This is a genomic window from Endozoicomonas euniceicola (assembly GCF_025562755.1).
Taxonomy (GTDB): Bacteria; Pseudomonadota; Gammaproteobacteria; order Pseudomonadales; family Endozoicomonadaceae; genus Endozoicomonas_A; species Endozoicomonas_A euniceicola.
In genome coordinates this window covers 600,497-621,183 of sequence record NZ_CP103300.1, presented here as the reverse complement: position 1 = coordinate 621,183, position 20,687 = coordinate 600,497, and the positions used below count along the sequence as shown (strand labels likewise).

Annotated in this window: 19 protein-coding genes; 17 read left to right on the top strand and 2 right to left on the bottom strand. The window is 50.3% G+C overall.

Annotated elements, in window-relative coordinates; genetic code table 11:
• Positions 1–62: 62 nt before the first annotated feature.
• The 15 genes from ruvB to NX720_RS02285 all read left to right on the top strand — a co-directional run bounded on the left by ruvB (position 63) and on the right by NX720_RS02285 (position 16,839).
• On the top strand, positions 63–1,067 hold the full coding sequence (gene ruvB, locus NX720_RS02355; protein WP_262599140.1) for a Holliday junction branch migration DNA helicase RuvB: 1,005 nt from the start codon (positions 63–65) through the stop codon (positions 1,065–1,067).
• A gap of 252 nt (positions 1,068–1,319) precedes the next feature.
• Complete coding sequence (locus NX720_RS02350; protein WP_262599139.1) at positions 1,320–4,757, top strand: ATP-binding protein; 3,438 nt, start codon at positions 1,320–1,322, stop codon at positions 4,755–4,757.
• The gene (locus NX720_RS02345) at positions 4,732–5,235 is read left to right on the top strand and encodes a hypothetical protein (protein ID WP_262599138.1); all 504 of its coding nucleotides are present in this window, start codon (positions 4,732–4,734) and stop codon (positions 5,233–5,235) included. The genes NX720_RS02350 and NX720_RS02345 overlap by 26 nt, the downstream gene beginning before the upstream one ends.
• A 91-nt stretch (positions 5,236–5,326) precedes the next feature.
• Positions 5,327–5,767, top strand: a complete 441-nt coding sequence (gene ybgC / locus NX720_RS02340) for a tol-pal system-associated acyl-CoA thioesterase (RefSeq protein WP_262599136.1) — start codon at positions 5,327–5,329, stop codon at positions 5,765–5,767.
• Positions 5,768–5,826: 59 nt separating this feature from the next.
• The gene (gene tolQ / locus NX720_RS02335) at positions 5,827–6,513 is read left to right on the top strand and encodes a protein TolQ (protein ID WP_262599135.1); all 687 of its coding nucleotides are present in this window, start codon (positions 5,827–5,829) and stop codon (positions 6,511–6,513) included.
• Between the two features lie 14 nt (positions 6,514–6,527).
• Positions 6,528–6,971, top strand: coding sequence for a protein TolR (gene tolR, locus NX720_RS02330; protein ID WP_262599134.1), 444 nt, complete (start codon positions 6,528–6,530; stop codon positions 6,969–6,971).
• Between the two features lie 12 nt (positions 6,972–6,983).
• Positions 6,984–7,862: a cell envelope integrity protein TolA gene (locus NX720_RS02325; RefSeq protein ID WP_262599132.1), complete on the top strand. Its 879-nt coding sequence runs from the start codon at positions 6,984–6,986 to the stop codon at positions 7,860–7,862.
• Entirely contained in the window at positions 7,859–9,292 is a 1,434-nt protein-coding gene (gene tolB, locus NX720_RS02320; protein ID WP_262599130.1) for a Tol-Pal system beta propeller repeat protein TolB, read from the top strand. The genes NX720_RS02325 and tolB overlap by 4 nt, the downstream gene beginning before the upstream one ends.
• Positions 9,293–9,425: 133 nt before the next feature.
• Positions 9,426–9,998 carry an OmpA family protein gene (locus NX720_RS02315; protein ID WP_262599128.1) on the top strand — a complete coding sequence of 191 codons (573 nt, stop codon included), beginning with the start codon at positions 9,426–9,428 and terminating at the stop codon, positions 9,996–9,998.
• 15 nt (positions 9,999–10,013) lie between these two features.
• The gene (gene ybgF, locus NX720_RS02310) at positions 10,014–10,904 is read left to right on the top strand and encodes a tol-pal system protein YbgF (protein ID WP_262599126.1); all 891 of its coding nucleotides are present in this window, start codon (positions 10,014–10,016) and stop codon (positions 10,902–10,904) included.
• A 126-nt stretch (positions 10,905–11,030) separates the two neighbouring features.
• Complete coding sequence (gene queE, locus NX720_RS02305; RefSeq protein ID WP_262599125.1) at positions 11,031–11,681, top strand: 7-carboxy-7-deazaguanine synthase QueE; 651 nt, start codon at positions 11,031–11,033, stop codon at positions 11,679–11,681.
• Positions 11,682–11,691: 10 nt separating this feature from the next.
• The gene (gene queC, locus NX720_RS02300) at positions 11,692–12,366 is read left to right on the top strand and encodes a 7-cyano-7-deazaguanine synthase QueC (RefSeq protein WP_262599124.1); all 675 of its coding nucleotides are present in this window, start codon (positions 11,692–11,694) and stop codon (positions 12,364–12,366) included.
• Between the two features lie 82 nt (positions 12,367–12,448).
• Positions 12,449–13,495: a quinolinate synthase NadA gene (gene nadA, locus NX720_RS02295; protein ID WP_262599123.1), complete on the top strand. Its 1,047-nt coding sequence runs from the start codon at positions 12,449–12,451 to the stop codon at positions 13,493–13,495.
• Between the two features lie 168 nt (positions 13,496–13,663).
• Positions 13,664–14,932: a hypothetical protein gene (locus NX720_RS02290; protein ID WP_262599122.1), complete on the top strand. Its 1,269-nt coding sequence runs from the start codon at positions 13,664–13,666 to the stop codon at positions 14,930–14,932.
• Positions 14,933–15,234: 302 nt separating this feature from the next.
• Positions 15,235–16,839, top strand: coding sequence for a hypothetical protein (locus NX720_RS02285; RefSeq protein WP_262599120.1), 1,605 nt, complete (start codon positions 15,235–15,237; stop codon positions 16,837–16,839).
• 57 nt (positions 16,840–16,896) lie between these two features.
• Here the strand turns inward: NX720_RS02285 and NX720_RS02280 are convergent, their stop codons facing one another.
• The gene (locus tag NX720_RS02280; protein ID WP_262599119.1) at positions 16,897–18,327 is read right to left on the bottom strand and encodes a M48 family metalloprotease; all 1,431 of its coding nucleotides are present in this window, start codon (positions 18,325–18,327) and stop codon (positions 16,897–16,899) included.
• A gap of 294 nt (positions 18,328–18,621) precedes the next feature.
• On the opposite strand from NX720_RS02280, the gene NX720_RS02275 reads away from it, so the two are divergent.
• Complete coding sequence (locus tag NX720_RS02275; RefSeq protein ID WP_262599117.1) at positions 18,622–18,852, top strand: sulfurtransferase TusA family protein; 231 nt, start codon at positions 18,622–18,624, stop codon at positions 18,850–18,852.
• A gap of 12 nt (positions 18,853–18,864) precedes the next feature.
• Positions 18,865–19,935, top strand: a complete 1,071-nt coding sequence (locus NX720_RS02270) for an AI-2E family transporter (RefSeq protein WP_262599115.1) — start codon at positions 18,865–18,867, stop codon at positions 19,933–19,935.
• 135 nt (positions 19,936–20,070) lie between these two features.
• Here NX720_RS02270 and NX720_RS02265 read toward each other — a convergent pair whose 3' ends face one another.
• The gene (locus NX720_RS02265) at positions 20,071–20,538 is read right to left on the bottom strand and encodes a peroxiredoxin (RefSeq protein ID WP_262599113.1); all 468 of its coding nucleotides are present in this window, start codon (positions 20,536–20,538) and stop codon (positions 20,071–20,073) included.
• Between the last annotated feature and the right edge of the window lie 149 nt (positions 20,539–20,687).

The window sequence follows — 20,687 nt, the reverse complement described above, 5'->3', positions numbered from 1 at the left end:
CATTGATTCGTTTTCTCGTGATGAAATGATAGGCTCAGGGAATTCATTTAGCAGGCTTTGAAATGATTGAAGCAGATCGATTGATATCAGCAGCGCCACGCCCGGTTGAAGAAGCGCAGGATCGGGCGATCCGCCCGGTTAAACTGGCAGACTACGTAGGTCAGCCAAAAGTTCGTGAACAGATGGAAATTTTTATCCAGGCCGCACGCCTGCGTCAGGACGCTCTGGATCATACGCTTATTTTTGGCCCGCCCGGACTGGGTAAAACCACGTTGTCGCATATTCTCGCGAATGAGATGGGCAGTAATATTCGTTCCACGTCAGGGCCGGTACTGGAAAAAGCAGGGGATCTGGCAGCGCTTCTGACCAATCTGGAACCCAATGACATTCTTTTTATTGACGAAATTCACCGGCTCAGCCCTGTGGTTGAAGAAGTGTTGTATCCAGCCATGGAAGATTACCAGCTGGATATTATGATCGGTGAAGGGCCAGCTGCCCGTTCGATTAAACTGGACTTGCCGCCGTTCACGCTGGTGGGAGCGACCACCCGGGCCGGTTTGCTGACATCACCCCTGAGGGATCGGTTTGGTATTGTCCAGCGACTTGAGTTTTACAACATCGATGACCTGACCCATATTGTGGCGCGTTCTGCCGGAATACTGGGGGTAGATATTGAAGAGGTAGGTGCCAGAGAAATTGCCAGACGTTCCCGTGGTACGCCCCGTATCGCAAACCGGTTGTTGCGTCGGGTGCGTGACTTTGCACAGGTGAAAGGCAGTGGCCTGATTGACCAGTCTTCAGCTGATGCCGCATTGAATATGCTGGATGTTGATGCCAGTGGTTTTGACCATATGGACCGACGCCTGCTGCTGGCTATGATTGAGAAATTCGACGGCGGCCCTGTCGGGGTAGACAGTCTGGCCGCCGCCATCAGCGAAGAGCGTGACACCATTGAAGATGTACTGGAACCTTATTTGATCCAGCAGGGCTTCATCATGCGCACCCCCCGTGGCAGGATGGTCACCAAACATGCTTACACCCACTTTGGGCTGAGCGGTGAAGGCTAACCGTTGAAACCACCTTTTTTTGCGGGTCTGATTAAATTCAAGTGGCTGGAGTCCCGTTAACTGTCTATGTTAAGACTTAGCCTCATGCGAGCTCCCCAGAGGCATAAACACTTCGTTCTTCTCAACCAGCAGCCAAATGAAAGTTTTGGCTGCCATTATTTCTTCGGATCATTGCAGGCAGTTTCTACTTTGGTAGATTGATGTGTTAAGGCTGCGTCAAAATCCGGAGATGCAAAACGTATCAAACGATTTATGTCTATTTCAATCAGGCAAAAGATTACGTTATTTACCCTTGTGCCTGCTGTAATTTTCTACAGCCTTGTAACGGCTGTGTATCTTTATTTCACTTTTCATGCCGCTTCTGTGGAAATCAGTCGTAGTCATGTGGAGCAGGTCGTTCAGTATGCCAGTATCATTGACGGGCATTTGCAGCAAATACACCTGGCGGGTAAGAGTCTGGGGCTGTTGCTGGATCAGCGATCTTCGTCGGAACTGAGTTCGCTGCCAATGGATGCGACAGAATTGCTGGGAAGTACACGACTGGTGTTAGGGATTGGGCTGGACTTTCCTGCACAGCCGGAAAAAAAATATTATTGGAATAAGCGTGCAGACCAGTTTTCCAGAGTAACTGATCATTATTTCGCCCCCGGCTTGCCTGAAGCGCTTTTGCAGGAATATCTTAGTGGTCGACGCGCCAGGCCGGGCTGGCATGTCAATCGTATTTCCAGTCAGCCGGAGGTGTTTCGCTCCACTTATATGGTACCCGTATGGTTTCGTGACGGTGCTTTTGCTGTATTGCAGATTGATATTGATGGCTCTTTTTTAATGGCTCCATTGATCTGGCACGACACTGGGACCCGGCTGGTTATTCTCGACAGGGAAGGGATTGCGGTTTACACCAACAGCATTGCTCTGAGCAAGAATAGAGAGCTGCGTAATTACATTAACAGTGGTCCCTGTAATGGCTACAGTCAGATCAACGTCACCCGTGAAGATACCGGTGAACTGGTTGATTTTATTACCCGCCCCATTAAAACCCATTCAGGTAAACCGCCCTGCGCCGTATTCGATGAGGCGTTCCGGAGGGTGACGGATAACAGGCAGTCTATTAATTTCAGGATGGAGTCACGGGGCATAAAGAGATGGGTCACCGCTACCCCTATTCCTGCTACTGGCTGGTATTTCAGTATCAGCATTCTTGAAAAACGTATTTTGCGGCCCATTGTTCGTCAGGCAGTGATCAGTGCCGGTTTGATTGCGTTGGTGTTGATTCTGACCATGTTCTGTTTGTGGACGGTATCCGGGCTGATTACACGCCCACTGAACCGGCTGAAATCGCAGATGAACGAGTTTGCCACACCTTATAGCCTGAGTTCGGACGATAGTAATCGTGATGAGGCGGCCAGTCTGGACTACAGCTTTAAGATGTTGTTGCAGAGGCTGAGGGATCGTGAGCGCTCGCTGCAAAAAGCCAGGGCAAACAATATCGGTCATCTGGTTCAACAGCTTAAAGGCCAGTACTTTTATTTTAATCTTGATTCGAGTGGGGTCGTCACTTACGTCAGCCCTTCTATCAAAGCCATCCTGGGGTATGGTGAGCAGGAGTTCACCGGCACGATGCATCAGTTTCTGTCTGCTTCCGGGTTGAACCGGGAATTTTCCCATAAGCTCTCTGCGCTGATATCGGGTCAGTGGGAAGAAGCTTTTGAAGTAGAAATGGTGCATAAGGACGGCACTGTCCGCCGGGTAGAACTATTTTGTACCACTCATGAGAAGCCGGTAACGGTGGCTGGTGAAGATATAGCGGGATCCGGGCAGATGCCGGTTGTTATTGAAGGTATGGCCAACGATATTACAGAGCGTACTAACGATACCGAGAAGTTCAGGCAGTTGATTGCGTCGGCTCCGGACGCAACCGTAATTTGTAATCAGGACGGCATTATTTCACTGGTTAACCGAAAGGTCACGGAGCTGTGTGGGTTTCTTGAATCAGAGCTGGTGAATATGCCGCTGGCTTTGCTGGTGGCACCTGAGCGACGGTATGAAGAACCGCTGTTGGCCCCGGTTGATCCTGCCCGGCCTGAGTTTCACTGTGTTGAGGAGTATCTTACCGAAGGGATTGCAAAATCGGGACATTGTTTTCCCATGGAGGTATCCAGCAATGTTCTGGAGACGGCAGAAGGGAAGCAGATTTCCATTATTCTGAGGGATATCACTGATCGCAAACGTATCGAAGGCGAGCTGGTTCAGGCCAGAAATCGCGCGGAGCAGGCCAGTCAGGCCAAGTCGCTGTTTCTGTCCAATATCAGCCACGAATTACGTACCCCTCTCAACGGTGTACTGGGTTATGCGCAGCTGTTGTTGGCCGATGCCCAGGTGCCAGAACGTTATCGGGATACTCTGTCTTTGTTGGAAGAATGCGGACTGCACCTGATGACGCTGATCAGCGATATTCTGGATATGACCAAAATTGAAAGCAGTGGTATAGAGCTGGATCCTCAGCCTTACATACTCAAGAGTATGCTGAGCACCGTAATGGCAAACGTTAAGGGAACCGCTCGTTCAAAAGGGCTGGTTCTGGACGTGGCTATTGACCCGAACATCAGTCCGGAAATTGTCGGCGACAGTGTGAAACTGCGACAGGTATTGATCAATCTTATGGGGAATGCCGTTAAATTTACCCACCATGGCAGTGTTTTGCTGCGGGTAAGCAGAGAAGAGCGGCAACTCAGCTTTGCTGTGATAGATACGGGGTCGGGTATCAGTACAACGGACCAGGGGCGGCTGTTTAAACCCTTTAGTCAGCTCAAATCCGGGCGCAGGCAGGGAGGAACGGGTCTGGGGCTGGCGATCAGCTACCGCCTGGTCAAGGCAATGGGCGGGGAATTGAAAGTGTCCAGCCAGTTGCAGCGTGGCAGTAAGTTCCATTTCACTATTCCTTATCTGCCGGTAAGCGTTGATAGCGAATTAGCGGTAGAGCATGAGTCTGAACGACCCGAATTCACAGAGGACTATCATGATCGACGCATTCTGGTGGTTGATGACAGCGAAACCAATCGGGATATGCTGAGTAATGCCCTGCGCAGCGCAAGCTTTACGGTAGAAGAGGCTGCGGATGGCGCTGAAGCGGTTGAGCAGTGCAGGCAGCGGCACTATGACCTGGTATTAATGGATCTGAAAATGCCGGCCATGGACGGGGTGACGGCAGCCCGGCTGATTCATGAGCAGTCAGAGAATAAAACGCTCAGTATTATCGCGGTTTCTGCCAGCGTATCGGGTGCGACCCGTGAGAGCATTGACGGGGTGGGAATGTGCGATTTTATCAGCAAGCCTGTTCGTTTCAGCGAACTGTTCAGCAAAGTGTACCGGTGGATAGGGGAGGGTGTTGCTGTGCAGAGCAGCAAAACCTGTGGCACCGATTATACTGATGTGTCCCTGGCAGGTGCTGAGATGATGCTGTCGAAACTATCGACCTGTCTTGATATTGGTGATGTCAGTTCCTTGAACGATCTGGCGAAACAGTGGTCAACAGATAAAGGTCTGGGTCATTATCCGGACCAGATAATGCAGAGCTGTGGGGCGCTGGACCTGGCTGGTTTGGAAAGAATCAGGGTAGAGTTACTGGCTCGGCTACGATCTGCTGATTGTTCAAGAGAGGTCAATAATGATGAATTACACGGAGAGACCTGAACGCTGGTGTGGACTGTACGGTGTCTTATTGATACTGACGATGCTGACCAGTGGTTGCAGTAATAATGTTCGGGTAGATGCCCAGCCAACCGCGCGGGGTGTTTTTGGCGACGGTTTTACACTATCTGAAGCAGCCTGTCACAGAGTGACGGGAGGAACCGCTGAACTGCCGATTGACCAGTACCATGCCGGACTGTGTTATGAGCAGGGTGTCGGAGTGCCTGTCTCTATGGAACAGGCCTTTAAGTCTTTCACCATGGCTGCCCGCTGGGGTATTCCTGAAGCCCAGGAAGCCCTGAGACGGTATGGTCAGCCAGTGCCGGAGGCTGATATGTTGCAGCGCCAGCAGAGTATGGAGCAAAAATTACAGCAGGACCGGCGCAGTGAAAACCGGCACAAACTTGAACGGGAACACATTGATGCCATTCGCTGGCACAATGACTATTATCACCGCCGATGGTGCCGCTGGTGTTACTAGCCGCTGGCGCTACATAAGTATTGCTGCCCAGTCTTCCATGGTTTTCATCGATCTGGTTTAATGGCCTTATCGATTATATGAGTACACTGTCGTGAGTTCTGACGCCCCCTTTTCAATCCTTCAGCGGGTTTATTACGAAGACACTGATGCAGCAGGCATTGTTTACCACGCCAACTACCTCAAATTTATGGAGCGGGCCCGTACTGACTTCTTGCGCCATATAGGAATGGGGCATCAGCTTATGAGTGAGCAGGGCAGAGTGTTTGTGGTTACTCGTGCCGATGTACGTTTTCGCTATCCGGCCAGGCTGGATGATGAAATTGCTGTGACTGCGGAGCTTGCGGAAGTCAAACGAGCCAGTCTGATTTTCCGTCAGTCTGTTCTGCTCAATCAGGGGCTACCCAATGAGCAGGTGTTGTGTACCGGGGAATTTGTTGTCGCCTGTCTCGACAGTGCTGCAATGAAGCCTGCCGGTATTACAAAAGACTTACGGAATCTATGTCTGAATGTCACCAACACGTCACAGATTTGATGATATGATACATCCCATTTTTAAACTGAACGCAAGCGAGGTAATCGGTGGCTGATAGCATGTCCATGTGGTCGCTGATCAGTAATTCCAGCTGGATTGTGCTGTTAGTACTGCTGATGCTGGTGGCGGCTTCTGTCGCTTCCTGGGTGATGATTGTTCAGCGTGGTTTGTTGATTCGTAACGCTCAGCAAAGCATGCTCGAATTTGAGGATCGGTTCTGGTCGGGTATGGACCTTTCCCAGCTGTTTCGGGAGTTGCAGGATAACGCCAGTCCGGACGGTGGGCTGGAAAATATTTTTAAGGCCGGTTTCCGGGAGTTCAGTCGCCTGCGCAGTCAGGGAACCTCGGAGGCAGATGCCATTATGGAGGGTACCCATCGAGCCATGCGGGTTGCCATTTCCAGGGAACAGGAAAAGCTGGAAACCCATCTGCCGTTTCTGGCCAGTGTCGGTTCAACCTGTCCTTATGTTGGCCTGTTCGGAACCGTTGTCGGGATTATGAACTCGTTCCGTGGACTGGCCCAGGTGCAACAGGCGACACTGGCTTCGGTTGCTCCGGGTATTGCTGAGGCCCTGATGACCACGGCCGTCGGTCTGGTGGCTGCCATTCCGGCCGTTGTCGCTTATAACCGTTATGCGTCGCGGGTTGATGCCCTGCTGGCCAGCTATGAAACCTTTGCCGATGAGTTCCACAGTATTCTGCATCGTAAGGTTCACAGCCGTTCCAACCGACCAGAAGCGGGCTGAGGAGACGATTGTCTATGGCGCGCTCCAGAGCAGGTCGCAAGGTGATGTCGGAAATCAATATGGTTCCGTTTATCGACATCATGATGGTATTGCTGGTTGCCTTTATGGTCAGTGCTCCCATGCTGACCCAGGGGTTGAAGGTTGACCTGCCAAAAACAACCAGTCAGGTGATACCCCTGGAAGATGATATTGAAGCGTTGATTATCTCAGTCAAAGCGGATGGTGAGTACTTCATTGACCTGGGTGAAGAGCGGGAAACTGCAACAGGGCTGGATGTGATCGCCGAAAAGGTCGGCAAGGTGTTGTCTGCCAGCCCTCGTACCCAGGTGTTGATCAAGGGAGATCGTAAAGTGGCTTATGGCTCTGTGATTGAGTTAATGGCAGGGTTGCAAGCGGCCGGTGTGGAAAATGTCGGGCTGATTACTGATCCGGCTGAACTGGACCGGCAGGATAACTGACGGCTGCTGCTGATGAAGAAAGTATTAAACCGGATACCGGGCAGCTCTTTTTGTAAGGCAGCTTTTCGTAAGGCAGTGTTTCGTGGCTACGGCTTTCCAGTGCTTGTGTCGCTTTTGTTACACGCTTCACTGTTACTGGTGTTAAGCACCAGCTGGTCGGTTGATCGGCAGTTGAATATTGTTCCGCCTCGCAGTATCAAAGCGAGTCTGGTTGAAGTGCCAGCCCCGAAGCCTCAGCCTCGCCCGCAGGTAGACGACTCTGCCCGTAAAGCCCGTGAAGCGGCTGAACGTAAACGGCAGAAAGCCATTCGGGAAGAAAGGCAACGTCTTCAGGCAGAAGAAAAGCGCCAGCGGGAAATAGCCCTGCGAAAAGAGCGGGAAGCTCAGGAAAAAGCGAAGAAAGCAGAGGATGCGCGCAAAGAACGGGAGCGCCAGCGCAAACTGGAAGCAGAAAGGAAACGTCAACAGGAAGTTGAGCGTCAACGCAAACAGCGGGAAGAAACACTGCGTCAGCTGGAACAGGAACGAATTCAGAGAGAGCAGCAGGAAGCGGCAGCCCAACAGGCTGAAGAACAGGCCGAGAAAGATGCGGCAGAGGTTCGTTATTACAGTGAGTTGCTGAATAATCTCATTGTGAATAACTGGAATCGTCCGCCCAGCGCCCGCAATAATATGACAGCATTACTGCAGGTCACCCTGTCACCTTTTGGTGACTTGCTGGAAGTTAAGCTGCTGGAAGGCAGTGGCAATGACTCTTTTGACCGTTCTGCGGTACAGGCTGTGCAGCGTGCAGCGCCCTTTCCAGAGTTAAAAAAGCTGGAGCGCAGAATTTTTGACGCCAACTTCCGACGCTTTAATTTCAGGTTCAGGCCAGAGGATCTAGTTCGATGACTCGTTTGATGACTCGCTCAATGACTCGCTCAATGATGAGTACGATAAATACAGCACCGAACCACTTTGATTCAGGAGGAAGCCGCTATTTGATCATGGTCAGATGGTTTATGGCTTTTGCCCTCTTGCTTCTGGCTCAGCTGGCTCTGGTGATGCCTGCAAGGGCTGAGCTGACCATTGAGATTACCCAGGGTAACGATCGTGCGGTGCGCCTGGCGGTGGCACCGTTCAGTTTTGATGGTAAGACGATTCTGCCGGAAGATATGGCAGGAACCATCAGTGATGACTTGCGGCTCAGTGGTCTGTTTGATCCGCTGAAACGGGACGATATGCTCAGTTTTCCCAGCAAAGAGTCTAATGTGTTCTATCGCGACTGGAAGGTGCTTGGGGCTTCTTACCTGGTCATCGGGCAGGTTAGCCAGAGCAGTGGGCAGTATACGGTTAACTATCAGCTGTTTGATGTACTGCGCCAGCGCTCTGTTCTGAAAGGGCAGGTTCGGGGCGTTGAAAGCCAGCTGCGAACTCTGGCACATAAGATCAGTGATGCCGTCTACGAAAAAATTACCGGTATTCCGGCCGACTTTTCAACCCGCTTAATGTATGTGACGGCCCAGAGGCACAGCGTTAACAACACCGATTACCAGTTAAACTATGCCGATGCCGATGGTAAGCGGGCCCGGGTTATTGTTCGTTCCAAAGAGCCTATTTTGTCGCCCGCCTGGTCACCAGACGGTCGTCGTATTGCTTACGTGTCTTTTGAAACGGGCAAGCCTGCTATTTTCCTGCAGCAGCTGGCCACCGGCAAACGACAGAAACTGACTGACTACAAGGGCCTGAACAGTTCGCCGGTATTCTCTCCGGATGGTAAGCAAGTGGCCCTGGTGCTGTCTAAAGACGGTAATCCGAATATCTATGTCAAGGACCTGGCTTCCGGCAAGCTGAGTCAGCTGACCCGGCATTTTTCCATTGATACTGAACCGGACTGGATGCCTGATGGCAACAGCATTGTGTTTACCTCAAATCGCGGAGGCAGCGCGCAGATTTATCAACTGGATGTTAAACATCGGTCTGATGGTTCTGTGGAGCCGGTAGGCAAACCCCGTCGCCTGACGTTCAAAGGGCGTTTCAATGCCCGGGCAAAAGTCTTCCCGGATGGTAAATCTCTGGCTCTGGTTCACAAGGGACAGGGGGCCGCTGAATTCAACATCGCCATTCTTGATCTGGACACCAATCGCCTGAGGTTGCTGACATCAGCACAGCTTGAAGATTCGCCCAGCGTTTCTCCGGGTGGTCGGCGGCTGATTTATTCTGTTCAGGGGGGAAAGCATGGTGAACTGGGTATTGTCACTGCGGATGGTAGGGTAAAATATCGTCTGCCGTCAGCGACTGGTGATGTCCGGGAACCTGTCTGGGGGCCTGCGGTCAGGTAAATGCCGCAGAGAATTAGTTGCGTGTTTCGGGTTTGTAGCGGTGTGGGCTAGTCCCGTGTTAAGGGTTCTGATACTGTACTGCAACGATCTTACGAATATCCAACTAACCAACATTAAACAATTGGAGTCTGTAATGCGAATTGCCAATTATATTAAGGCAGCTACCCTGGCGGCTTCTGCCCTGTGGCTGGCAGGTTGTGCCTCTACCGGCGGTGAAAGTACTTCGGGCGTAGAAACCTCGATAACACCTGAAGAAACGGTTGTGACTGACAATGTAATCATTGAAACTATGCCAGTACTGGATCCGGCGGTACAGGCTGTTATCGACAGCGGTGAAGTTGAGGCGAGTGCTGAAGAGGTCGAGATGCTTTTGGATCGCGACACATTTAACTTTGCTTTCGACAGTTCCAAGCTAAGCGACAGTGACTATAAGGCTCTCGACGTGCAGGCAGCTTACCTGAATTCTGATCAGGGTAAGGGCAAGAAGATTATTGTGCAGGGACACACGGATGAGCGTGGCACCCGTACTTACAACCTGGCCCTGGGTGAGCGCCGTGCTAATGCGGTAAAAGATTACCTGGAAGCAAAAGGCGTCGCCAGCAGTCGTATTGACGTGATTAGTTTCGGTTTCGAGAAGCCGGTTGATCCAGCCCATAATGAAACAGCCTGGGCTAAGAACCGTCGCGCGCAGATAGTGATTAACTAATAACAGAGATAGCTAATGAGTTTGAAACCTTTATCCAGCTCTTCCCTGATTATGGCCAGCCTGCTGGCTGTTCCGGTACTGGCCGAAGTACCCGTTGTTGAGTCTTTGCCAACGGCAGAGATCGTCAGCGAAACGACTCAGGATGTCACACCGGTGTCAGCACCAGAAAGTGTTGCCCTGGAAAATGTTGCCCCGGAAAATGTTGAAAGTGTCATTCAGAGTGCGCAGGCTCAGCAGCCAGCAAACAGCACGGCTTATTTTCTTAATCAGATCGAAGAACTGCGCAAAAGAAACATGACTCTGGAAGGACGTGTTGAAGAGCTGGAGTTTCAACTCAGGCAGAACGAGGCGGAGTTTCGGGATCGTTATCTCGACCTTGATGCCCGTATCACCAAGGCGATAGGCGAACAGCCCGCCTCTGATCTGAACAAGGATCATTCTGCCAAAACCACTCAGGCTGTTGAACCGGTTAATGTACCGGCTCAGCTGCCTGACAGTAAAACCCCTGAAGAATTGCTGGTTAAGCAGCGTGAGCAGGCCGACTATAAGGCGGCTTTCGGGTTTATCCGTGAGCGTGAGTTTGATCAGGCCCTGGTCGCTCTGCGCAAGCTGCTGGAGGATTATCCTGATGGCAAACTGTCTGATAATGCTCAATACTGGCTGGGCGAGGTGCTGATGGCTCAGGGGAAGTTTGAGCCAGCCCGTGATGAGTTCAGAGCTGTCATTGAACAATACCCGCAAAGTGCCAAAGTGCCTGATGCGTCTTACAAGTTGGGTCGATTGTATGACTTGCTGGGTGACAAGGCTAAAGCACGGAAGTATCTTGAACTGGTCGTCAGTAAGTATCCCGATAGCTCGGCTGCAAGGTTGTCTGATACTTATTTGCAGAGTATGTCAGATAGTTGATTTCGGAATTTGTCAGGCTATCTCTTAACACCATGCTTGCATGGTGTTTTTGTTCGTGTTGGATAATTTTGCTATCTCAATGGCAGTTGGCTACCCTTCTTTGCTGATTAAAAAATAGTGTCTCTCATGCATTCTGAATCCCTTCGTATTTCTGAAATTTTTTACTCTCTTCAGGGAGAGTCCAGAACCTCTGGGCTGCCGACAGTATTTGTGCGCCTTACAGGCTGCCCCCTGCGTTGTAGCTGGTGCGATACCGAATATGCCTTCTCCGGGGGTGAGCGCAGAACCCTCGACAGCATTCTGCAGCAGGTTGCTGGCTATGGCGCAAAATATGTTTGTGTCACCGGCGGTGAGCCACTGGCGCAACCGGGTTGTCTGCTACTGCTGGAACGTCTGGCTGATGCGGGTTATGAGGTTTCTCTCGAAACCAGTGGGGCGCTGGATCTGGCTGAGGTTGATGCGCGCATTGTTAAGGTCATGGACTTGAAGGCTCCCGGTTCCGGAGAGGTTGAAAAAAATCGTTACCAGAATATCCAGCATCTGGACCGCAAGGATCAGGTGAAGTTTGTTATTGCTGACCGCGCGGATTATGACTGGTCTGCCAGTAAGCTGATTGAGTATGACCTGGCCGAAAAAGTATCGGATGTGCTGTTTTCTCCGGTCAGTACCGGAGTAGAGCCAGCGGAACTGGCTGAGTGGATTCTGGCTGATCGCTTGCCGGTGCGGTTTCAGATTCAGTTGCACCGGGTAATCTGGGGTGACAAAACGGGTGTCTAAGGAGATTAAAATGTCTAAGAAAGCAGTTGTGCTTCTGTCTGGAGGTCTGGATTCCACGACAGTACTGGCGATGGCGAAAGATCAGGGTTATGAGTGCTATACCATGAGCTTTGACTATGGTCAGCGTCATCGTGCTGAGCTGAACGCATCAAAAACAGTGTCTGAAGTACTGGGTGCTAAAAGTCACAAGACCCTGAAGATGGATTTTCGGGATATTGGTGGTTCTGCCCTGACCGATGATGCGATTGATGTACCGGAGGATCTGGATGAAGGCATCCCTGTGACTTATGTTCCGGCACGCAATACGGTATTTCTGTCTCTGGCTCTGGGTTGGGCAGAAGTGCTGGGGGCCAGGGATATCTTTATTGGCGCCAATGATGTGGATTACTCTGGCTATCCGGACTGTCGGCCAGAATATCTGGATGCCTTTGAAAAAATGGCTAATCTTGCCACCAAAGCCGGTGTCGAGGGTGACCATTTTCATATTCGTGCGCCCCTGTTGAAACTGACCAAGGCTGAGATTGTTCAGGAAGGCGATCGTCTGGGCGTTGATTATGGCTTGACCGTATCCTGCTATCAGGCTGATGACGAAGGGCGCGCCTGCGGAGTGTGCGACAGTTGTCGTTACCGTAAAAAAGGCTTTGAAGAAGCTGGTTTGTCTGACCCGACCCGTTATCAGCCTTAATTTCTGCTTCCACCTGACGGGCTGCCTACCGCGCAAACGTGTGTTAGAATGCCCGCGATTTCACGGTATTAGTACAAGATTTATGAGCGTAGTGAGTAGCAGAGACTTTGTTAAGAGTCACCTTCAGGGGCAGTCCATTGAAACTCTGGATGCTGAGCGGGAAGAAGCCCTGAAAGAGCGGGTTCGGCAACTTCTTGATCGCGAAAATGCGGTTCTGGTGGCTCACTATTACACCGATCCGGTTGTGCAGGCGCTGGCTGAGGAAACCGGCGGTTTTATTGCCGACTCGCTTGAGATGGCCCGTTTTGGTAGTCGTCACCCGGCGTCTACATTGGTGGTGGCCGGTGTTCGTTTTATGGGGGAAACCTCCAAGATTCTGAGTCCGGAAAAGCGCGTGTTGATGCCAACACTCGAAGCTGAATGTTCACTGGACCTGGGTTGTCCGGTGGATGAGTTTTCTGCATTTTGTGACCAGCACCCGGATCGATCCGTTGTCGTCTATGCCAATACCTCCGCTGCTGTGAAAGCGAGAGCTGACTGGGTGGTCACTTCCAGCTGTGCGCTGGATATTGTTGAACATCTGATGGATCAGGACAAAAAGATCATCTGGGGGCCGGACAAATACCTGGGCAGTTACATTCAGAAACAGACAGGGGCCGACATGCTGCTGTGGAACAGTAGCTGTATTGTCCATGAGGAGTTCAAGGCCAAAGGCATCACCGACCTGAAAAAGGTTTATCCTGATGCCGCTGTCCTGGTTCATCCAGAGTCGCCTGAATCAGTGATTGAAGTCGCCGATGTGGTCGGCTCAACCAGTCAGCTGCTCAAAGCGTCCCGGGAGCTGACAAACAATACCTTTATCGTGGCCACCGACCGGGGGATTTTCTACAAAATGCTGCAGGCCTCTCCGGATAAGTCGTTTGTCGAAGCGCCGACAGCGGGTGAAAGTGCAACTTGTAAGAGTTGTGCGCACTGTCCGTGGATGGCGATGAATACGCTGGATGCCTTGATTCAGTGCCTGGAAAATCCGGGTCCGATGAATTTGGTTGAGGTGGGTGAGAGCCTTCGTGTCCGTTCCCTGGAGCCGCTGCAGAAGATGCTCGACTTTACCGCTTCCATGGCAAAGTAAAGCCGGAAGCTTCAATCAATAAACAAGCCGGAAGGTCACAGGCCTTCCGGCTTGTTTGTTATGACTAACCCATAAAATCCGTTTCCCGCCTTCCGCTTTTTCTTGATGTTATAAGTGACCAGCCGATGCTTCTTTCATGGTTCGACAACTGACGAAAGGACTCAGGCAATGAAAACGGAACCTTCAGCCCGTCGCCCTTATTCCGGCTTTTATGGCGTTATTCATAAAGTGCTGGATAAGGCCAGGCGCATTATTCGTTTTATGGGCCTGCGCACAGTAAAGCCTTATCCCCCAAATACTCCTTTATTAATGTCTCGTGAATCCAGCTCTCCATATCAGGGAAAAGAGTTGACTGATCGTAAGGTTAGCCCTCTTCCTTCCAGCGATAAAGAGGGCTGGCTGGATACGTTATGTGATAAATACGTGGGTTTTCGTGCGAATAATAAGAACCTGAAATCACTATTGAGTGACCTGACTCAAGCAAAGGCAGGCCAGTGGCCGGATGAATCTGATGAGCAGTTTCAATACCGACTCAAAAGCGCAATGGCACTGAGTGGCCTGGGTTCACTTCTTCAGGGGCAGGCATTAGTCCAGCAGCGGCGCATAGCACCGTCAATCAAGTCCGGGCAGATTCAGAAACTGGGAACTTATTTGACTATGAAACCGGCAGAATTTTACCGGAATAAGGAGTTTGGGACACTTCTGGTGAATAATCTGCGCAATCAGCCGGTAAAAAATGCACATGAAGCCCGAAACTGTTATCTGTTTTGCCGCGCTTACCTTGAAGGTATTGCTCAGGAGGCACTGGCTTCTACGGGCTATGATATGAGTGATAAAAAATTGTCTGATGTTATTCCGGATCTGCCAATCGAAAAAATGACCCCGGACTACATTGAGTCTTTGAATAAATCGATTAACTCAATGGATATTGTCACTCCAACGGCTGCTGAGACTGTTCAGCAGTATTGTAATGAGCAAGGTATTGCTTTCACTCCTGGTACTAAAAAGGTGCTATTTGATAGCAGTGATAAATTGCACCAGAGTCTTTTTCTTCTTCAGTATTTACGCAGTTGTTATGGGGCAAACCAGCAGGCGGTAATGCGGACAATAGCGAACGTCAGGGATGCTGACAAGCTTCAGGAATTGCTTCCCGAGAAAACTCACGCGAGTAACTTGAGTGATCACATGAGAGAGATTACAGAGACAGTGGCGCATAACCTGATGAAAAAGTCGATGCCAGATAGCTTTGCGGTGCCGTCCCCGGACAATCCGGGGCAAGCGAATCCTTTTTCGTATCAGCATGTGTTGCTGGTTGGGGAGAATGGTCAGTGCTACTGGAACAGTGATGATAATCAGCCTCGCCACGGACGTCAGGACGAGAAACCGCTTGAAAGTTTTGAGAGGTATCTGGTGCGGTCAGAAAAAGAACAGGCTTAAGGAAGCAGCAGAGAAAAATATCCCACCGTCATCCCCGCAAAGGAAGCTGTTTTCGCAAGTTTGAGAATGTGAAGCAAGCAGTCTGAAAGACTGCTATGTTAATGATCCGCAGGCAGGCTCACTGCCTGCTTCATTTATAAGTGATGCGATAAACTTACAGATTTTAAGTTTCTGTGGAGTATCTGACATCAATTAAATACATACCATGCACTCCGTTCATCCTGAGCATGTCGTGAGGTGCTGGTTGTACATTTTGAGGCGGTATATTCTTCAACGCCGCTCCCCTAAGGTGCAGGAATGCTATGAAAAAAATGAACGGCATTGTTTTTGTATTTATCACCAGTTTTTTGTTATCTGGAATGGTTGGTGCATCGTCCAGAGTAGCAATGTTCAGTGAAATGTTGTCTTTTCCTGTACTGGGCTTTGTGGCTGCAGTGATGGTAAAAAACAGCAAGCTGCCATTATATTCAACAGTTATTGGGCATGGGGCAGGAGGCATGGACGATCAGAAAAAAGGTAAGAGAGCGGGTAAAAGATCGTGGGCAAGCTCAGAATACAGTGGCACACCTTATGGCAATACACCGTCCGGCTCAAAAGACAGTAATGGCGGAGGCAACGATAAGGGAAACGATGAAAGAGGCGGTGGCGGAGGGTATCCACCTGATGATGAAGTGGATAAAGAAGCCGCATCTTATTATGAAAACCTGGAAAAAGCCATGGCCGCTGAGCTGCAAGCAATAAGTACCCTGTTAAGGCAGAAGAACAAACTGCGTCTGGTATTAGCCATGGATATCGATAAGACGCTTGTCTGGTATCCCGTTAGTCGTTCTCGTACAGAGGAAGAAATACAGCAACTGATGAAACTGCAACAGAACTGGTTAGTGCAGTTCGATGAGTTTTATCGGGCCAACCGGAACCAGATTATTCTTGTTTATAACACTGCCCGTAGCCGTCCTGTTGAGCCGGGTGACACAAAAGGGGGTTGCTATAGAAAAGGCATTGAGCTATCGAACAAAATAGCCATTAGTCTGGATAAGACAGCAGAACGAGAGGGTTCTTCGGCTTTCTTAAAGGTGCCGCTAAACAACGCCCCCTCACAACACCTCCTGCTTCCTCTGCCTGACGCATTAATTACGGGGGCTGGTAGCTATGTGGAAGTGAATGAAGGGTGGGGCAGCAAAATATCGAATAATGGCGGCAAAACACCAGGAGATATCATTCAACGTTTGAACGGTGCGTTAGCCCAGTGGAGAGCTGAAGACTTTAAAGATACGGAAACGGCTGAAACCTTTCTTAGGCGTAAGGAAAATAACTTTGAGAAATTCAGGTGGAATCTACAGGGAACCTATATTTTAGCGATAGGAAACGATAAGGCAGTGCCGGATGTAGCTGAGCAGCGCATAGAAATGAGCCTGGCTGGCAATGGCAAGACCCAGGTGATCACTACCACATACGAGTCAGCGAAACACAAAAAAATTTTTCTGCATAACAACAGTCTCAACAAAGGATCAACGTTGAGGATTTTGCTGAACATTATGTCCCTGTCCAGAGACTCTGATGAGCCTGAGCCCAAGGTCGTTATTTTTGGCGATGGCATGACCGACTTACCCGCCTTGAGGCCAGACAAGGAAGGAAATGCCCTGAACCTGGTCTTAGAGGGAAGTATGGAAGTAAAAAATAAACGCTTACAGAGCCTGGGTATCGACACCGATTCCAGCAATCTTTCCCCCAACTGGCTGGCCAGTATTGTTCCCGACAAAAAGGTTTTTTCTCTCTCTAACAATCCAGTGGTTATCGAAGCGATTAACCACCACAAAGTTTTTGAAACGCAAACGGAGGGCGCGCTGGGCTTGATGAAAGTCCTGAGAACAGTTGTGGAGGAATACAGTGAGCAGGTGACGGACTGATCGGGAGTTAATGCCTGCTCTGTCGTCTCTACGCATTTCAATGCGCGAGACAAGCCTTTATTCGTTTTTCAACTTATTCCGATAGGCATAGACGTCATTGAGCTTTTTCTCGATTCGTGCCGTCAGCGCATAATTATTGCCAGCCAGCTTTTTAGCGTACTGAAGGTGCTTGATGGCATCATCGAGGTTGCCGCTGAGAAAGAAAAACTCTGCTCTTGACTGATGCAGGCCGAGAATGTCGTCCGCCTGCCCCTGTGCCTCTGCCAGGTAATACCAGATATCAGGATCATCGGGTCGGCTGCGGCTAAGGCTTTGCAGTGTATCTCTGGCCCCGGCAAAGTCTTTGCTCTCTGTTTGCAGTTCCGCCTTGGTAAACATCAGAGGGTAGTTATCCAGATAAACCTTTAATGCCCGGTCGATACGGGCCAACGCTTCTTTGTGTTTGCCCTGGGCTGATTCCAGACGGGCTTTAGCCATGATGATGTAAAGATTGTTCGGGTGTTTTTCCAGTAGCGTATTCAGCGCTTTTTCTGCTGTGGCGTAATCTTTGCTGAGATAGCTGGCCAGTGCCAGACCATAGCGGGTGACATCCGGAGCGCTGGTATAGCCATCCGAAAGTTCGTTTTGCAGTTGTTTGGCAAAGGCTGCCGGGTTTTCTGCACTAAGGGCAAACAGTCGTATACGCACCAGTTGATAATCGACACTGCCTTTGGTTCCCTTGGCGGGCATCTGTACAGCCCTGGCCCGGGAGTCGGCAATCCGGCTGTCGGTGACCGGGTGAGTCAGCAGAAACTCAGGTGGTCGGCTTTGGAAACGACTGGACCGGTTCATTTCTTCAAAGATTTCCGGCATGGCGTTGGGGTCAAAACCCGCTTTGGACAAAATGATAATGCCAAGGTTGTCTGCTTCACGTTCGAAATGACGGCTGAAGCGCAGGTTGCTGCTCTGGACGCCGGCAATGGTTGAGGATAGTGCCGCAACACCTGCGTCGCTTCCCGCTGTTGCCATAAGGACCACCGAGGCAATGATGGCGGCAGCGGTTGGAATGCTTTTGCGTTTAGCTTCTTCAACATTCCGGGCGTAGTGGCGCTGGCTCAGGTGGGCCAGTTCGTGCGCCATAACCGCTGCAAACTGAGCTTCATTGCTGGCATTGAAAAACAGGCCCGTGTTGACACCAATGATGCCACCGGGTGCTGCAAAAGCATTGAGGTTCGGGCTGTCGATAATCATGGTCGATAGCCGGTGGTCGCGCAGGTCGCTGTGTTCTGCCAGCCGATAGATCAGGCGTTCCAGGTAGTCTTTGGTTTCCGCGTCGCTGACGGTGGATGTACGACTACGTAAGTATTTCAGATAAGTCTGACCCAGCTCGTACTCCTGTTGCGGAGAGATAATGCCTGATGTGCTATCACCCAGGCTAGGGAGTTCGATAGGGGCCGCGCTCACAACTGCTGAGGAAAGTCCAAGCCAGGTGCCAAGCAGGGCTGCCATGAGGAAACCCGGTCGCTTCATAGAATGTCCATACTCGTATAGTGTCGGGTGTAATGTACCGCTTACGTCAGGCAATGCAAAACAGATTTCTATGATTTTACACATCATCGACGGATGAGGGTAATCTATTAGGTACAGCTGACAGAAAATGTAATGAACTTTTTACGCCCGGTTGTCTCCGGACAACGGAGCATGATGTTGGCAAATTGCGTACAATACGCTGTTATCATGAGTTTGCAACAGTGCTTATTTTTAATGGAGTCCCTGTTGTACCACGGGAGAGAGTAGCTGGTCATGGTTGAAGTTGATCTGGAACTGGATCTCAAGGGAATGAACTGCCCCTTGCCATTACTCAAAGCCAAACAGGCTTTAAAACAGTTACGTAGCGGTCAGGTACTCAGGGTTCAGGCGACGGACCCTGGTTCGGTTCGGGACTTTGCAAGCTTTGCCCGAATCAGCGGTCATGAGTTAATTTCATCGGAACAGGTGTCGAGCGTATTTATTCACACGTTGCGACACAAATAAGGGATAGTACGAATGCTGAATACTATAAAAGGGTGGTTGCACCGCTATTTATCAGACTCTGAGGCTCTGGTGCTGCTGCTCTTGCTGGTGGCAGGTTTCGCCATTATTCTCACGATGGGCAATATGCTGGCTCCCGTGTTTGCGGCCCTGGTGCTGGCATTTTTGATGCAGGGCGTAGTGAACTGGTTACAGGGTTGGGGTATCCGTCACAGCTGGTCGGTGACGCTGGTGTTTGTGCTGTTTGTTTCGGTTCTGGTTGTCTCCCTGCTGCTGTTGGTGCCGTTGGTGTGGCAGCAGGTCAGCGCACTATTGAATGAGCTTCCTAAAATGGTGAGTCATGGTCAGGCCTGGGTCAGAGAGCTGCCTGAACATTTTCCGGCGTTTGTGTCTGAGGCCGAAACGGCTGCCATTACTGAAAGTATTAACGGGATGATTGCCGGGCTTGGGCAGTGGGCCTTGTCATTCTCACTCGCTAACCTGACCAATGTGATGGTATTGCTGGTCTACCTGATTCTGGTACCTATTCTGGTGTTGTTCTTTTTAAAAGACAAAGACCTGTTGCTGGATTGGATTGGTCAGCAACTACCAACGCGTCGTCGTGTGATTAATCAGGTAGCGGATGAAATGAACCGTCAGATTGCTAACTACATTCGCGGCAAAGCGATTGAAATAGTGATCGTCGGTGGTGTCAGTTTTGTACTGTTTGCCCTGATGGGGCTGAACTACGCTGTGCTGCTGGCTACCCTGGTGGGTTTTTCTGTCGTAATTCCCTACATAGGGGCGACGGTCGTGACTATTCCTATTGCGCTGATCGGGCTGTTTCAGTGGGGGTTTGGTCAGCAGTTTACCATTTTGATGATTGCCTACTTATTTATACAGGCCCTGGACGGTAATGTGCTGGTTCCTCTGCTGTTTTCGGAAGCGGTCAACCTGCATCCGGTTGCCATTATCATTGCGGTTCTGGTGTTTGGTGGCTTCTGGGGATTCTGGGGGGTGTTCTTTGCCATCCCGCTGGCGACCTTGCTGAAAGCAGTGATGAATGCCTGGCCCAGAGTTCAGGATGTTGGTGCTAATGGGAGCTGAAGCTTAAAATATGCGGCTGTTGGCTGTTGGCTGTTGGCTGTTGGCTGTTGGGTGCAGGTTGGAATAATAGCTCCTAGCCTGCACGGTCGTAATACTTTGAACCTTAAACCTTTTGAACCTTTTAAACCCGAGGATTTAAGTCAAAGCCTGGGCTGCCTGCAAGACATCTTCAACATGGCCTTTAATGCGCACCTTGCGCCATTCATGCTGCAAAATGCCGGTGCTGTCGACCAGGAAAGTACTGCGTTCAATGCCCATAAACTCTTTGCCGTACATTTTCTTGAGTTTGATGACATCAAACAGTTGGCATAGTGTCTCTTCAGGGTCAGAGATCAGTTCAAAAGGGAACTCGTATTTGGTCTTGAATTTTTCATGGGACTCAAGGCTTTCTCTGGATACACCGAATATCAGGGTGTTTGCAGACTGAAACTCAGCATGAAGATCCCGGAAGGCTTCGCCTTCACTGATGCAGCCGGGCGTGTTGTCTTTGGGGTAGAAGTACAGAACGAACTTTTTGCCTTTCAATTTTTCAAGTGAGACAGTAGTACTATTTGTAGCCAGCGCAGTGAAATCTGGAACAGGTTGACCTAAGGTGAAACTCATTCTTTGTCCTTTGCTTATTATCTAGTGACGCCAACGATAGTAAAACTTGGACTCTGTCGGCCAGAATGTCAACTCGCTCTTGTTAAGACCTGTGTGCATCAGTAACATTACGCTTGTTTTTTTAATAATCAAGACCGTTCCACAGTGGA

Coding starts and splice junctions, on each gene's coding strand:
- ruvB (WP_262599140.1), top strand. CDS start 63: ATGATTGAAGCAGATCGATTGATATCAGCAGCGCCACGCCCGGTTGAA.
- NX720_RS02350 (WP_262599139.1), top strand. CDS start 1,320: ATGTCTATTTCAATCAGGCAAAAGATTACGTTATTTACCCTTGTGCCT.
- NX720_RS02345 (WP_262599138.1), top strand. CDS start 4,732: ATGATGAATTACACGGAGAGACCTGAACGCTGGTGTGGACTGTACGGT.
- tolQ (WP_262599135.1), top strand. CDS start 5,827: ATGTCCATGTGGTCGCTGATCAGTAATTCCAGCTGGATTGTGCTGTTA.
- tolR (WP_262599134.1), top strand. CDS start 6,528: ATGGCGCGCTCCAGAGCAGGTCGCAAGGTGATGTCGGAAATCAATATG.
- NX720_RS02325 (WP_262599132.1), top strand. CDS start 6,984: ATGAAGAAAGTATTAAACCGGATACCGGGCAGCTCTTTTTGTAAGGCA.
- tolB (WP_262599130.1), top strand. CDS start 7,859: ATGACTCGTTTGATGACTCGCTCAATGACTCGCTCAATGATGAGTACG.
- NX720_RS02315 (WP_262599128.1), top strand. CDS start 9,426: ATGCGAATTGCCAATTATATTAAGGCAGCTACCCTGGCGGCTTCTGCC.
- ybgF (WP_262599126.1), top strand. CDS start 10,014: ATGAGTTTGAAACCTTTATCCAGCTCTTCCCTGATTATGGCCAGCCTG.
- queE (WP_262599125.1), top strand. CDS start 11,031: ATGCATTCTGAATCCCTTCGTATTTCTGAAATTTTTTACTCTCTTCAG.
- queC (WP_262599124.1), top strand. CDS start 11,692: ATGTCTAAGAAAGCAGTTGTGCTTCTGTCTGGAGGTCTGGATTCCACG.
- nadA (WP_262599123.1), top strand. CDS start 12,449: ATGAGCGTAGTGAGTAGCAGAGACTTTGTTAAGAGTCACCTTCAGGGG.
- NX720_RS02290 (WP_262599122.1), top strand. CDS start 13,664: ATGAAAACGGAACCTTCAGCCCGTCGCCCTTATTCCGGCTTTTATGGC.
- NX720_RS02285 (WP_262599120.1), top strand. CDS start 15,235: ATGAAAAAAATGAACGGCATTGTTTTTGTATTTATCACCAGTTTTTTG.
- NX720_RS02280 (WP_262599119.1), bottom strand. CDS start 18,327: ATGGCAGCCCTGCTTGGCACCTGGCTTGGACTTTCCTCAGCAGTTGTG.
- NX720_RS02275 (WP_262599117.1), top strand. CDS start 18,622: ATGGTTGAAGTTGATCTGGAACTGGATCTCAAGGGAATGAACTGCCCC.
- NX720_RS02270 (WP_262599115.1), top strand. CDS start 18,865: ATGCTGAATACTATAAAAGGGTGGTTGCACCGCTATTTATCAGACTCT.
- NX720_RS02265 (WP_262599113.1), bottom strand. CDS start 20,538: ATGAGTTTCACCTTAGGTCAACCTGTTCCAGATTTCACTGCGCTGGCT.